Here is a 14,086-nt window from a genome sequence, read left to right on the forward strand (position 1 = left end):
GGCCAGCGCCTTCACCACGCCGGCGGCGGACGACGGGATTTCCATCGAGGCCTTGTCCGACTCGACCGTGATCAGCGACTGCTCGGCCTTGACCGTGTCTCCGACATTGACCAGCACCTCGATCACCGCGACTTCGTCGAAGTCGCCGATGTCGGGCACCTTGATTTGTTGTTCGCTCATTTGGACACTTTCAGTTTGAGTGTGAGAACGTCGACCGGTGGGGCCGAATTGCGATCGAATTCGCAGGCGGCGGCAATGCCAGCCTCCGCCACGTCGCGCGAACTGCGCGACTTGATGTCATAGGCCGCGTGCATGGCGCCGAGCGCAAAGCTGCGTCCCGAGCCGATGGCCCAGAACTGCTTGAACTCGAACACCTCGCGGTAGCTGTAGATGCCGTAGATGCCGCTCGGGTTGGCCATCAGCATCGTGAACTGGCTCGACTCGTAGGGCTCGTGCTCGTCTTCCTTGGTCTGCATGAAGAACGAGTCCTTCAGCACCGGATGCAGCATCGTGAAGGTGCGGAAGATCTCGTGCTTGCTGCCGAACAGCAGTTTCTCGCGCTCCTGCGCGGCCAGCGCGTGCTGCAGCACCAGGAAGTGCGCGGCGGCGCCGGCCATGGCGAACAGGCTGGTGCCCGCCGCGTCCTCGACGGTGAAGATCTTCTGGTTGGCTTCGGCGCGGTGCGAAAGCCGCGTGTCGCCGAAGGTCACCAGAGAATCGGCTGCCATCGTGACCTGGCCACCCTTGCGGACGGCCACTACGGTGGTCATAGCAGGATGCGACGATAGTCCGCGAGCACTTGTCCCAGGTAGGCGTTGAAACGCGCAGCCAGGGCGCCGTCGATCACGCGGTGGTCGTAGGACAGCGACATCGGCAGCGTCAGGCGCGGCACGAATTGCTTGCCGTCCCACACCGGCTTCATCTGGCCCTTGGAGAGGCCGAGGATGGCCACTTCAGGGGCGTTGATGATGGGCGTGAAGTGCGTGCCGCCGATGCCGCCGAGCGAGCTGATCGAGAAGCAGCCGCCCTGCATGTCGGCCGAGCCGAGCTTGCCGTCGCGCGCCTTCTTGGCGAGTTCGCCCATCTCGGTGCTGATCTGCAGGATGCCCTTCTTGTCGGCATCCTTCAGCACCGGCACCACGAGGCCGTTGGGCGTGTCCGCCGCGAAGCCGATGTTGTAGTACTGCTTGTAGACGAGCTGGTCGCCGTCCAGGCTGGTGTTGAACTCGGGGAATTTCTTCAGCGCCGAAACCACCGCCTTGATGACGAAGGCCAGCATCGTGACCTTCACGCCCGACTTCTCGTTCTCTTTGTTGGTGGAGACGCGGAAGGCTTCGAGCTCGGTGATGTCGGCTTCGTCGTTGTTGGTGACGTGCGGAATCATCACCCAGTTGCGGTGCAGGTTCGCGCCGCTGAGCTTCTTGATGCGCGACAGGTCCTTGCGCTCGACCGTGCCGAACTTCGTGAAGTCGACCTTGGGCCACGGAATGAGGCCCAGCGCCGCGCCGTCGCCGCCACCGGCCGGCGCCTTGGCCGCCGCGGCCTTGGTGCTGAGCTGGCCGCTCATTACGGCCTTGGTGAAGCTCTGGACGTCGTCCTGCGTGATGCGGCCCTTGGGGCCGGAACCCTTGACCTCTTCGAGCGGCACGCCGAGTTCGCGGGCGAACTTGCGCACCGACGGCGAGGCGTGCGGCAGCTTGCCGCTGGGGCTCGTGGTCGGGTCGTGCGGGGCGGCAGCTGCAACTGCGGGTGCCGGCGAAGCGGCGGCCGGCGCCGGGGCGCTGGCGGTTGCAACGGCCGGCGCGGCAGCGGCGGCTTGTGCGGCGGGCGCAGGGGCTGCGGCGCTCACGGTGCCTTCGAGCACCGCGATCAGGTCGCCGATGTTGACCGTGTCGCCGACCTTGACCTTCAGCTCCTTCAGCACGCCGGCGGCGGACGACGGGATTTCCATCGAGGCCTTGTCCGACTCCACCGTGATGAGCGACTGCTCGGCCTTGACCGTGTCGCCGACCTTCACGAGCAGTTCGATGACCGCGACGTCCTTGAAGTCGCCGATGTCGGGCACCTTGACCTCGACCGGGCCCGATGCCGCGGGGGCGGCGACAGGCGCCGGCGCGGCAACCGCCGCGGGCGCTGGCGCGGCTGCGGCAGGCGCGGCGGCGGGCGCCGGAGCCGGTGCGGCGGTACCCGCCTCCTCGGCCTCGAGCACGAGCACCACCGAGCCCTCTTTCACCTTGCCGCCGATCTCGACCTTGATTTCCTTGACCACACCGGCTGTCGACGACGGAATTTCCATCGACGCCTTGTCCGATTCCACCGTGATGAGCGACTGCTCGGCCTTGACCGTGTCGCCCACCTTCACAAGCACCTCGATCACCGCGACTTCATCGAAATCGCCGATGTCCGGCACCTTTACTTCCACTGCTGCCATATCGTTGTCTCCCGCCGTAAGGCGCCGTTCATTCGTTGGTTGTTGATGTTCAAGCGTAGAGCGGGTTGACCTTGTCGACATTGATGCCGTACTTCTTGATCGCTTCCACCACCTTGGCCACCGGCACGGTGCCATCTTCGCTCAGCGCCTTGAGCGCGGCCACGACGATGTAGTGACGGTTGATTTCGAAGTGCTCGCGCAGCTTGTTGCGGAAGTCGCTGCGACCGAAACCGTCGGTGCCCAGCACCTTGTAGGTGCGGCCCTTCGGGATGAAGGGGCGGATCTGCTCGGCATACGCCTTCATGTAGTCGGTCGATGCCACCACCGGGCCGGTCGTGGGCGCCAGCTGCTCGGCCACGAAGGGCACGCGCGGCGTCTGGTCGGGGTGCAGCAGGTTCCAGCGGTCGGCGTCCTGGCCGTCGCGCGTCAGTTCGTTGAAGCTCGGGCAGCTCCACACGGAAGCCGACACGCCCCAGTCCTTTTCGAGCAGCTCTTGCGCGGCAAAGCTCTCGCGCAGGATGGTGCCGCTGCCCAGCAGTTGCACCGTGGGTGCCTTGGCCTTGAGCGCGGGGCCCTGCTTCGACAGGTACATGCCCTTGATGATCTGCTCTTCGGTGCCGGGCTGCAGGCCGGGCATCGCGTAGTTTTCGTTCAGCAGCGTCAGGTAGTAGTAGACGTTGTCCTGCTTCTCGACCATGCGCTTGAGGCCGTGGTGCAGGATGACGCCGACTTCATGCGCGAAGGTCGGGTCGTAGCTCACGCAGTTCGGGATGGTGTTGGCCAGGATGTGGCTGTGACCGTCTTCGTGCTGCAGGCCTTCGCCGTTCAGCGTGGTGCGCCCCGAGGTGCCGCCCAGCAGGAAGCCGCGCGCCTGCATGTCACCGGCCGCCCAGGCCAGGTCGCCGATGCGCTGGAAGCCGAACATCGAGTAGTACACGTAGAACGGCACCATGATGCGGTTGTTGGTGGAGTACGACGTGGCCGCCGCGATCCAGCTCGACATGCCGCCGGCCTCGTTGATGCCTTCCTGCAGGATCTGGCCGGCCTTGTCTTCCTTGTAATACATGACCTGGTCCTTGTCGACCGGGGTGTACTGCTGACCGTGCGGGTTGTAGATGCCGATCTGGCGGAACAGGCCTTCCATGCCGAAGGTGCGGGCTTCGTCCACCAGGATGGGCACCACGCGCGGGCCCAGCGCCTTGTCGCGCAGCAGCTGCGTCAGGAAGCGCACATAGGCTTGCGTGGTCGAGATCTCACGGCCTTCGGCCGTGGGCTCCATCACCGACTTGAAGGTGTCGAGCGAGGGCACCGTGAAGCTCTCGTCCGCCTTGGTGCGGCGATGCGGCAAGTAACCGCCCAGGGCCTTGCGGCGCTCGTGCAGGTACTTCATTTCAGGCGTGTCGTCGGCCGGCTTGTAGAACGGCAGTTCGGCGATCTTGCTGTCGGGAATCGGGATGTTGAAGCGGTCGCGGAAGACCATGATGTCCTCGTCGCTGAGCTTCTTGGTCTGGTGCACGTTGTTCTTGCCCTCGCCGATCTTGCCCATGCCGAAGCCCTTGACGGTCTTCACGAGCAGCACCGTGGGCTGGTTCTTATGCTCTTGCGCGGCGTGGAAGGCGGCGTACACCTTCTGAGAGTCGTGGCCGCCGCGCTGCAGGCTCCAGACTTCGTCGTCGCTCATGTGCTCGACCATCTTCAGCGTGCGCGGATCGCGGCCGAAGAAGTTCTTGCGAACGTAGGCGCCGTCGTTGGCCTTGAAGGCCTGGTAGTCGCCGTCGTTGCACTCCATCATGATCTTGCGCAGCGCGCCGTCATGGTCCTTCTCGAGCAGGGCGTCCCAGCCCTTGCCCCAGATCAGCTTGACGACGTTCCAGCCCGCGCCGCGGAACTCGCCTTCGAGCTCCTGGATGATCTTGCCGTTGCCGCGCACCGGGCCGTCCAGGCGCTGCAGGTTGCAGTTGATGACGAAGACGAGGTTGTCCAGGTTCTCGCGCGCGGCCAGGCCGATGGCGCCGAGCGATTCGACTTCGTCCATTTCACCGTCGCCGCAGAACACCCAGACCTTGCGGTTCTCGGTGTTGGCGATGCCGCGTGCGTGCAGGTACTTGAGGAAGCGCGCCTGGTAGATCGCCATGAGCGGGCCCAGGCCCATCGACACGGTGGGGAACTGCCAGAACTCGGGCATCAGCTTCGGGTGCGGGTAGCTCGACAGGCCCTTGCCGTCGACTTCCTGGCGGAAGTTCAGCAGTTGCTCTTCGGAGAGGCGGCCTCGAGGTAGGCGCGGGCGTAGATGCCGGGCGACACGTGGCCCTGGATGTACAGCAGGTCGCCGCCATGGGTTTCGCTCTCGGCGCGCCAGAAGTGGTTGAAGCCGGCGCCGAACATGCTGGCCAGCGAGGCGAAGGAGCCGATGTGGCCGCCCAGGTCGCCGCCTTCGGCCGGATGGTGGCGGTTGGCCTTGACCACCATGGCCATGGCGTTCCAGCGCATGTAGGCGCGCAGGCGCTGTTCGATCTCGAGGTTGCCGGGGCTGCGGGCTTCCTGCGAGGGTTCGATGGTGTTGACATAGCCCGTATTGGCCGAGAACGGCATGTCGACCGTGTTCTGGCGGGCATGCTCGAGCAGCTGCTCGAGGAGGAAGTGGGCCCGTTCAGGCCCCTCGCTCTGGATGACGGAAGACAGTGCGTCCATCCATTCACGGGTCTCCTGGGCGTCCGCGTCATTCGCGGCCGAGCCGAACAGGTTCTCGGGATTTGCCGACATGCTTGTCTCTCCTTTAGGGGCTGTGGCTGTAATTTAGTGCGCTATGCGATCACCGCGCGGGAGTTTCGCATAGAAATTCCTCCATTTCAAATGGCGCGTATAGATTTCTTAATGTGACATTCTAAAAATGCAACGGTGGTCTGGAAACGCAACCGCGAGCGGATCAGTGTCACCCCTGCTTTGCGGCCTCTTCCCGGGAGCCATCACCTAAACTCGGACCATGCCTTTTTCCTCCCCGTTGGCGGTTGCCCGCAGTGCCGTGAACGCCTCGCCCCTGTCCTGGTGGCGCAGGTGGTGGCGCAAGCAGACGCCGGTGCTGCAGGACGCGGTCGCGATGCTCGCGCCCATGGCGGCCGTGTTGCTCTTTCTTGCGGCCATCGTGTCGGCCTCTGGTATTTGCGCACCGAGGAAGTCGAGCGCGAGCAGGAGTCGGTGCGCCGCGACGTGGAGTACGCCCAGCAGCGCATGCGCTTGCGCCTGCTCGAGCGGCAGGAGCAGCTGATGCGCATTGCGCGCGACGCCTCCAACCGCGAGATCGACCCGATCGAGTTCACCAGCCGCGCCGAGTCGCTGGTGAGCCAGTTCCCCGAGCTGCAGACCATCACCTGGATCGACGACCGCCGCCGCTTCAAGGCCGCTACGCCGCGCCCAGCGTGCACCCCGCGCAGCAGCACCTGATCGGCGACGTGCTGCGCCCCGGCGACATCGAGAGCAACTACGCGCTGGCGCGCGAGTTGCGCCAGCCCGTGTATTCGCAACCCGTGGCCGGCGGCGACCCGCCCGCCATGCTGCAGCTGCACATTCCCCTGTTCGACCAGGGCCTGTTCGCGGGCGTGGTGCTGGGCGAGTTCTCGGTCGACGGCCTGCTGCGCTACGGCATGCCCTCCGAGGTGCAGGCGCGCTACGCGGTGTCGCTGCTCGACGCCAAGGGCCACGTGATCGCCGGCAACACCGCCAACCTGAAGGACAGCGGCACCCGCCTGCTGCCCTGGTCGGAGCGCACCAACGAATATGAAGTGCCGGTGTCGCCGGTCGGCAATGCACTGGTGCTGCGGGCACAGGCCTACCGCACCTCGCAGGGCGTGGTGGGCAACGGCCTGTTCTGGCTGGTGTGCGCGCTCAGCGTGCTCACCAGCTGGATGCTGATCGGCACCTGGCGCCACACGCGCCGACGACTGCAGGCACAGCAGCGGCTGGTGGCCGAAACCAACTTCCGCCGCGCCATGGAAAACTCCATGCTGACCGGCATGCGCGTGCTCGACCTGCAGGGCCGCATCACCTATGTGAACGCCGCGTTCTGCGCCATGACGGGCTGGAGCGAGGAAGAGCTGGTCGGCCAGTCGCCGCCCTTCCCCTACTGGCTCGAGTCCGACCGCGAGGTGATGAACGAGCGGCTCGAGGAAGAGCTGCACGGCCGCGCCCTGCCCGGCGGCTTCCAGGTGCGCGTGAAGCGCAAGAACGGCAGCGTGTTCACGCCCGCCTCTACGTGTCGCCGCTGATCGACGCGCGCGGCCACCAGACCGGCTGGATGACGTCGATGACCGACATCACCGAGCCCACCCGCATCCGCGAGCAGCTGTCGGCCTCGTACGAGCGCTTCACCACCGTGCTGGAGGCGCTCGACGCTGCCGTGTCGGTGGCGCCCATCGGCTCCGAGGAGCTGCTGTTCGCCAACAAGCTGTACCGCCTCTGGTTCGGCTCCGACACCGTGGGCCACCTCGGCATGGTCGCGCAGGCCGGCGTGCCGGCCTCGAACGCGCACGACGAAGGCCTGGACGACGTCGACCCCTACGCGGGCCTGCCCATCGACACACTCACCGCAGCCCAGACCGCGAACAACGAAATCTTCGTGCCGCACCTGGGCAAGTGGCTCGAAGTACGCTCGCGCTACCTGACCTGGGTCGACGGGCGCCTGGCGCAACTGGTGATTGCCACCGACATCACGCCGCGCCGCGACGCCGAGGAGCAAGCCGCGGCGCAGGCCGACAAGGCGCAGTCGGCCAGCCGCCTCATCACCATGGGCGAAATGGCCTCGAGCGTGGCGCACGAGCTCAACCAGCCGCTCACGGCCATCACCAACTACTGCAACGGGATGATGTCGCGCATCAAGGGCCAGACGATCGACACCGAGGCCCTGCTGGCCGCGCTGGAGAAAACGTCGAAGCAGGCCCAGCGCGCGGGCCAGATCATCCAGCGCATCCGCTCCTTCGTGAAACGCAGCGAGCCCAACCGCACCCCGGCCGACGTGGCCACCATGGTGAGCGAGGCGGTCGAGCTGGCCGGCATCGAGCTGCGCCGGCGCAACGTGCGCCTGAACCACTACGTGGCCGCGCGGCTGCCGGTGGTGCGCGTCGACCCGATCCTGATCGAGCAGGTGATGGTCAACCTGTTGAAGAACGCGGCCGAATCCATCGACATCGCCGACCGCCCGCTGGCGCGCCGCAGCGTCGAACTGCGGGTATTGCCCAAGGTCATCGAAGGGCATAACGCCATCGAATTCTCGGTGCAGGACACGGGCAAGGGCCTGGCCCCGGAAGTGATGGACCGGCTCTACGAGGCGTTCTTCTCGACCAAGCCCGAAGGCATGGGCATCGGGCTGAATTTGTGCCGCACCATCGTCGAGTCGCATCGCGGCCGGATGCAGGCGGAGAACATCTACAATGGTCCGGATGTGATCGGATGCCGTTTTTCCTTCTGGATTCCGGTGTTGGACGCTATCAGTTCCGTAGCTAGCGACGAGGCAAAGGTACCTGCATGAGTTTGATTCCGAAGAAGGGCACGGTCTACGTCGTCGACGATGACGAAGCCGTACGCGATTCGCTGCAATGGCTGCTCGAGGGCAAGGACTACAGAGTCCGCTGCTTCGATTCCGCCGAATCCTTTCTCTCCCGATACGACCCGCGCGAAGTCGCCTGTTTGATCGTCGACATCCGCATGGCCGGCATGACCGGCCTCGAACTGCAGGATCGGCTGATCGAAAGGCGCTCCCCGCTGCCGATCGTGGTCATCACCGGGCACGGCGACGTGCCGATGGCGGTCGACTCCATGAAAAAGGGCGCAATGGATTTCATCCAGAAACCCTTCAACGACGAAGAGCTCGTCACGCTGGTCGAGCGCATGCTCGAACACGCGCGCGGCGCCTTCACGCAGCACCAGCAATCGGCCAGCCGCGACGCGCTGCTGTCCAAGCTCACGGGCCGCGAAGCCCAGGTGCTCGAGCGCATCGTCGCCGGCCGCCTGAACAAGCAGATCGCCGACGACCTCGGCATCAGCATCAAGACGGTCGAGGCGCACCGCGCCAACATCATGGAAAAGCTCAACGCCAACACCGTGGCCGATCTGCTGAAGATCGCGCTCGGACAGGCGGCCCCCGCGGCCAAGGCCTAGAAGCTATCCCCCCGATAGCGATGCATGTCCCCCACGCCTGCGCAAGCGGGCGTTTTTACTTGGAAAATCGAAACCGATGACCGCCCAACTGATCGACGGCAACGCCCTCGCCAAAACCATTCGCGCCGAAGTTGCCGGCCGTACCGCCGCACTCAAGGCCCGTGGCGTGAACCCGGCCCTTTCCATCATCCTCGTGGGCGAAGATCCAGCCAGCCAGGTCTATACCAAGCACAAGGTCAACGACAGCGCCCAGACCGGGCTGGCGGCCACGCTCGAAACGTACCCCGCCGACATGAGCGAGTCCGACCTGCTGGCCCGCATCCGCACGCTCAACGACGACCCGCTGGTGCACGGCATCCTGGTCCAGTTGCCGCTGCCCAAGCACATGGACAGCCAGAAGGTCATCGAGACCATCTCGCCCGCCAAGGACGTCGACGGCTTCCACGTGGCCAGCGCCGGCGCACTCATGACTGGCGCCCCCGGCTTCTGGCCCTGCACGCCGCACGGCTGCATGAAGATGCTCGAATCGATCGGCTACGACCTGCGCGGCAAGCACGCCGTGGTCATCGGCCGCAGCAACATCGTCGGCAAGCCGATGGCCATGATGCTGCTGGCCAAGAGCGCCACCGTGACCATCTGCCACAGCGCCACGCAAGACCTGGGCGCCATCACGCGCCGGGCCGACGTGATCGTCGCGGCCGTGGGCAAGCGCAACCTCGTGACGGCCGACATGGTGAAGCCGGGCGCGGTGGTCATCGACGTGGGCATGAACCGCAAGGAAGACGGCAAGCTGGCCGGCGACGTCGACTTCGACGGCGTGAAGGAAGTGGCCAGCTGGATCACGCCCGTGCCGGGCGGCGTCGGCCCCATGACGCGCGCCATGCTGCTCGCCAACACCCTTGAAGCCGCCGAACGCGCCGCCAAGTAACTTTCATGGCCATGACGAACAACCCCCTCCTCGACTTCACCGATCTCCCGCTGTTCGACCGCATCAAGCCGGAGCACGTCTCGCCCGCGGTGGACGCGCTGCTCGCCGATGCCGAGACCGCGCTGAAGACCGTGACGGCGCCCGAGTTCCCCGCCGACTGGAACGCGATCTCGAAGGTGCTCGACGTGGCCTCCGAACGCTTCAGCCGCGCCTGGGGCGCCGTCGGCCACCTGAACGCCGTGGCCGACACGCCCGAGCTGCGCGCCGCCTACAACGAGGCCATGCCGCGCGTCACCGCATTCTGGACCAGCCTGGCTCCGATGAACGCCTCTACGCCAAGTACAAGGCCATCGACGTCGCCACGCTCAACGCCGAGCAGCGCCAGGCGCACCGCAATGCCGTGCGCAACTTCGTGCTGGGCGGCGCCGAGCTGCAGGGCGACGCCAAGAAGCGCTTCGCCGACATCCAGGAACGCCAGGCCGAGCTGAGCCAGAAGTTCAGCGAGAACGCCCTGGACGCCACCGACGCCTTCGCCTACTACGCCGCCTTCGGCGAGCTTGAGGGCGTGCCCGAAGACGTGGTGAGTGCCGCGCGCGCCGCCGCCGAAGCCGACGGCAAGGAAGGCTACAAGCTCACGCTCAAGATGCCGTGCTACCTGCCGGTGATGCAGTTCGCCAAGAGCAGCGCGCTGCGCGAAAAGCTCTACCGCGCCTACGTCACGCGCGCCAGCGAGTTCGGCGATGCCGCCTTCGACAACACCGCGCTGATCACCGAGATCCTCGCGTTGCGGGAGGAAGAAGCGAAGCTGCTGGGCTACAAGAATTTCGGCGAGCTGTCGGTGGTGCCGAAGATGGCCGAATCGCCCGAGCAGGTCGTCAAGTTCCTGCGCGACCTGGCCACCAAGGCCAAGCCCTACGGCGAGCGCGACCTGGCCGACCTGCGCGTGTTCGCGTCGGAGCAACTCAGCATCACCGACCCGCAGCCCTGGGACTGGAGCTACATCGGCGAGAAGCTCAAGGAAGCGCGCTACGCCTTCAGCGAGCAGGAGGTGAAGCAGTATTTCCCCGCGCCGAAGGTCATGGCCGGGCTGTTCAAGATCGTCGAGACGCTGTTCGAAGTGTCGATCCGCCGCGACTCGGCGCCCACGTGGCATCCGAGCGTCGAGTTCTATCGCATCGAGCGCCAAACCCCTGAGGGCGTCCAGAAGGTCGGCCAGTTCTACCTCGACCCCTCCGCCCGCGCCGCCAAGCGCGGCGGTGCCTGGATGGACGACGTGCGCGCCCGCTGGCTGCGCCCCGACAACGGCGTGCTGCAGACGCCGGTGGCGCAACTGGTGTGCAACTTCGCGAGCGGTGTCGACGGCAAGCCCCCGCTGCTCACGCACGACGACGTGACCACCCTCTTCCACGAGTTCGGCCACGGCCTGCACCACATGCTCACGCAGGTGAACGAGCGCGACGTCTCGGGCATCAGCGGCGTCGAGTGGGACGCGGTCGAGCTGCCGAGCCAGTTCATGGAAAACTTCTGCTGGGAGTGGGACGTGCTCAGCCACATGACGGCGCATGTCGACACCGGCGAGCCGCTGCCGCGCGCGCTGTTCGACAAGATGACCGCCGCCAAGAACTTCCAGAGCGGCCTGCAGACGCTGCGCCAGATCGAGTTCTCGCTGTTCGACATGCTGCTGCACACCGAATACCACGCCGCCACCGCCCAACCCGGCGACGTGATGGCGCTGCTGGGCAAGGTACGCGCCGAGGTGGCGGTGATGCCCTCGCCGCCGTTCAGCCGCACGCCGAATACTTTCAGCCACATTTTCTCGGGCGGCTACGCGGCCGGCTACTACAGCTACAAGTGGGCCGAGGTGCTGAGCGCCGACGCCTACGCGGCCTTCGAGGAAACCGTGGGCGCCGACGGCGAGCCGAACATCGAGACCGGCCGCAAGTACCGCCAGGCCATTCTCGAGGCCGGTGGCAGCCGCAGCGCGATGGATTCGTTCAAGGCCTTCCGCGGCCGCGAGCCCCAGCTTGATGCGCTGCTGCGACATCAGGGCATGGCCGAGGCCCAGCCCGCTTGATGCGGCGCTGAAGCTTGCGATACTCGGGCGATGCATCCGACCTCTTACAAATTCTCACTGCATCGCCTGATCGGCCTGGCCCTCGTGCTGGCCGCCGCGGGTGCCACGGCACAGACCGTCTACCGCCAGGTGGACAAGAACGGCAAGGTCACCTTCTCCGACCGCGCGCCGAGCGCCGATGCCGGCGCGGCCTCGGGGCCGCAGGGCGGCATCACCACGCCGGCCAACGCCGGCCTGCCCTACGAGCTGCGGCAAGTGGCGCAGCGCTACCCGGTCACGCTGTACGGCGGCGACGAGTGCGCGCCCTGCGGCGCGGCCCGCACGCTGCTCACCACGCGCGGCATTCCGTTCGAAGAGCGCACGGTCAAGACCAATGAAGAACTCGAGGCGCTGCAGCGCCTGAGCGGGCAAAGCTCGCTGCCGCTGCTGACCATCGGGTCGCAGCAGCTCAAGGGCTTCTCGGACGTCGAATGGTCTCAGTACCTCGACGCTGCCGGCTACCCCAAGAGCAACAGCCTGCCCGCCGGCTACCGCAACGGGCTGTCGCGTCCGCTGGTCGCACAGCAGGCGGCGCCCGCTCCCCGCGCCTCGACGGCGCCGGCGGCACAACCCGCGCCGCCGCCCGCCGCATCGAGCGATCCGGGGCCGGGCAACCCGGCCGGCATCAAGTTCTGACCTGAGTCAGGCGAACGTCATCGTCTTCACGCCGGTCGCGGTGCCCAGCAGGCACACATTGGCCTTCTGGTGCGCGAAGACGCCGACCGTCACCACACCCGGCCACTGGCTCACTTCGGACTCGAAGGCCAGCGGCTCGCCGATGCGCAGGCCGGTCACATCGACGATGTGCTGGCCGTTGTCGGTCACCAGCGGCAGGCCGTCCTTCTCACGCACCTGGGCAATGCCGCCCATGGCCGCGAACTGACGCATCACGCGGCGCGCGGCCATCGGAATCACTTCCACTGGCAGCGGGAACGCGCCCAGCGTTTGCACCAGCTTGGATTCGTCGGCGATGCAGATGAACTGGCGCGACTGCGCCGCGACGATTTTTTCGCGCGTGAGCGCCGCGCCGCCGCCCTTCACCATGAAGCCACGGTGGTCGATTTCGTCGGCCCCGTCGATGTAGACGGCCAGCTCTTCCACCTCGTTGCTGTCGAACACCGGAATGCCCAGCGCCCGCAGGCGCTCGGTCGAGGCCACCGAGCTGGAGACCGCGCCCTTGATCTGGTCCTTGATGGTGGCCAACGCGTCGATGAACTTGTTCACCGTCGAGCCGGTGCCGACGCCGACGATCTCGCCCTTGACCACGTAGGCCAGCGCGGCAAGGCCGACCTGGGCCTTGAGTTCGTCCTGAGAAAGAAGGGTTGGGGAGGCGGGTGCGGTCATCGCGGAGAATCCTTGGCTCATTGAAGTCGAGAATTATCCGATGCCCCTGCTGATGCCCTCTTCGCTCTACGGCCTGGCCCGCCCTTTCCTGTTCGGGTTCGACCCCGAGCACGCCCACGAACTGACCCTCGACGGACTCGCGCGCACCCAGAACACGCCCCTGGCCTGCGCCTATTCGTCTCCGCGCGTCAGTGACCCGGTCCAGCTCGCGGGGCTGACTTTTCCCAACCGCGTGGGCCTGGCGGCCGGGCTCGACAAGAACGCCCGCTGCATCGACGCCTTCGCGGCCATGGGCTTCGGTTTCGTCGAGGTCGGCACGGTCACGCCCAAGGGCCAGCCGGGCAATCCCAAGCCGCGCATGTTCCGCCTGCCGCAGCGCGACGCGCTGATCAACCGGCTGGGTTTCAACAACGAAGGGCTCGATGCCTTCCTGGCGAACGTGCAGAAGGCGCGTTTTCGCAAGGCCGGCGGCTCTGCCGGCTCGCCGATGCTGCTGGGCCTGAACATCGGCAAGAACGCCGCCACGCCGATCGAGCGCGCGGTGGACGACTACCTGGCCTGCCTCGACGGCGTGTACCCGCATGCCGACTACGTGACGATCAACATCTCGAGCCCGAACACAGCCAACCTGCGCTCGCTGCAGAGCGACGAGGCGCTCGACGCCCTGCTCGGCGCGGTGGCCGAACGCCGCGAAGCGCTGGCCACGCGCCACGCCAAGCGCGCGCCACTGTTCGTGAAGATCGCACCCGACCTCGACGAAGCCCAGGTCGCGGTCATTGCCGCCACGCTGAAGCGCCACGGCATGGACGGCGTGATCGCCACCAACACCACGCTCTCGCGCGAGGCCGTGAAGGGCCTGCCGCATGCGGAAGAAGCCGGCGGACTGTCAGGTGCGCCGGTGCGCGAAGCCAGCAACCGCGTGATCGCACAGCTGCGCGCGGCGCTCGGCACGGGCTTTCCGATCATCGGGGTAGGCGGCATTTTGAGCGGGGCCGACGCCAAGGCCAAGATCGCCGCGGGGGCGGACGTGGTGCAGGTCTACACCGGCCTGATCTACCGCGGCCCCGCGCTGGTCCGCGAAGCCGCCCAGGCGCTGCTGCGCGATCGCAGCAAGGCCTGA

At 66.4% G+C, this 14,086-nt stretch carries 8 protein-coding genes and 3 pseudogenes; 6 read left to right on the forward strand and 5 right to left on the reverse strand.

The features are described 5' to 3' along the window. The 4 genes and pseudogenes from BMG07_RS07720 to aceE form a co-directional block, all read right to left on the reverse strand. Positions 1-180 (reverse strand): biotin/lipoyl-containing protein (locus BMG07_RS07720; protein WP_307866898.1); only part of this gene is annotated, 180 nt, incomplete at its 3' end. Then, the gene (locus BMG07_RS07725; RefSeq protein WP_198084056.1) at positions 177-770 is read right to left on the reverse strand and encodes an MFS transporter; all 594 of its coding nucleotides are present in this window, start codon (positions 768-770) and stop codon (positions 177-179) included. The genes BMG07_RS07725 and BMG07_RS07720, both read right to left, overlap by 4 nt. After that, positions 767-2,431, reverse strand: a complete 1,665-nt coding sequence (gene aceF / locus BMG07_RS07730) for a dihydrolipoyllysine-residue acetyltransferase (protein WP_198084057.1) — start codon at positions 2,429-2,431, stop codon at positions 767-769. Before aceF ends, BMG07_RS07725 begins: the two co-directional genes overlap by 4 nt. A 49-nt stretch (positions 2,432-2,480) precedes the next feature. Then, positions 2,481-5,194: pseudogene (gene aceE, locus BMG07_RS07735) on the reverse strand (pyruvate dehydrogenase (acetyl-transferring), homodimeric type). Between the two features lie 220 nt (positions 5,195-5,414). Between aceE and BMG07_RS07740 the strand changes: the two are divergent. From BMG07_RS07740 to BMG07_RS07760, 5 genes and pseudogenes are all read left to right on the forward strand, one after another. Further along, positions 5,415-7,952: pseudogene (locus BMG07_RS07740) on the forward strand (PAS domain S-box protein). Beyond that, the gene (locus BMG07_RS07745) at positions 7,949-8,581 is read left to right on the forward strand and encodes a response regulator transcription factor (RefSeq protein WP_012747279.1); all 633 of its coding nucleotides are present in this window, start codon (positions 7,949-7,951) and stop codon (positions 8,579-8,581) included. The pseudogene BMG07_RS07740 and the gene BMG07_RS07745 overlap by 4 nt, the downstream one beginning before the upstream one ends. A gap of 76 nt (positions 8,582-8,657) precedes the next feature. Beyond that, positions 8,658-9,509, forward strand: a complete 852-nt coding sequence (gene folD / locus BMG07_RS07750) for a bifunctional methylenetetrahydrofolate dehydrogenase/methenyltetrahydrofolate cyclohydrolase FolD (RefSeq protein WP_198084058.1) — start codon at positions 8,658-8,660, stop codon at positions 9,507-9,509. Between the two features lie 5 nt (positions 9,510-9,514). Further along, positions 9,515-11,583 (forward strand): annotated as a pseudogene (locus BMG07_RS07755) (M3 family metallopeptidase). Between the two features lie 30 nt (positions 11,584-11,613). Further along, on the forward strand, positions 11,614-12,258 hold the full coding sequence (locus BMG07_RS07760) for a glutaredoxin domain-containing protein (protein ID WP_198084059.1): 645 nt from the start codon (positions 11,614-11,616) through the stop codon (positions 12,256-12,258). Positions 12,259-12,264: 6 nt separating this feature from the next. Here BMG07_RS07760 and rpiA read toward each other — a convergent pair whose 3' ends face one another. Then, a complete protein-coding gene (gene rpiA / locus BMG07_RS07765; protein WP_198084060.1) occupies positions 12,265-12,966 on the reverse strand; it encodes a ribose-5-phosphate isomerase RpiA in 702 nt (233 codons plus the stop codon). A gap of 40 nt (positions 12,967-13,006) precedes the next feature. Between rpiA and BMG07_RS07770 the strand changes: the two genes are divergently transcribed. Beyond that, positions 13,007-14,086, forward strand: coding sequence for a quinone-dependent dihydroorotate dehydrogenase (locus tag BMG07_RS07770; protein WP_198084061.1), 1,080 nt, complete (start codon positions 13,007-13,009; stop codon positions 14,084-14,086).

It is taken from the genome of Variovorax sp. E3 (genome assembly GCF_016082275.1).
Classification (GTDB): Bacteria; Pseudomonadota; Gammaproteobacteria; order Burkholderiales; family Burkholderiaceae_C; genus Variovorax.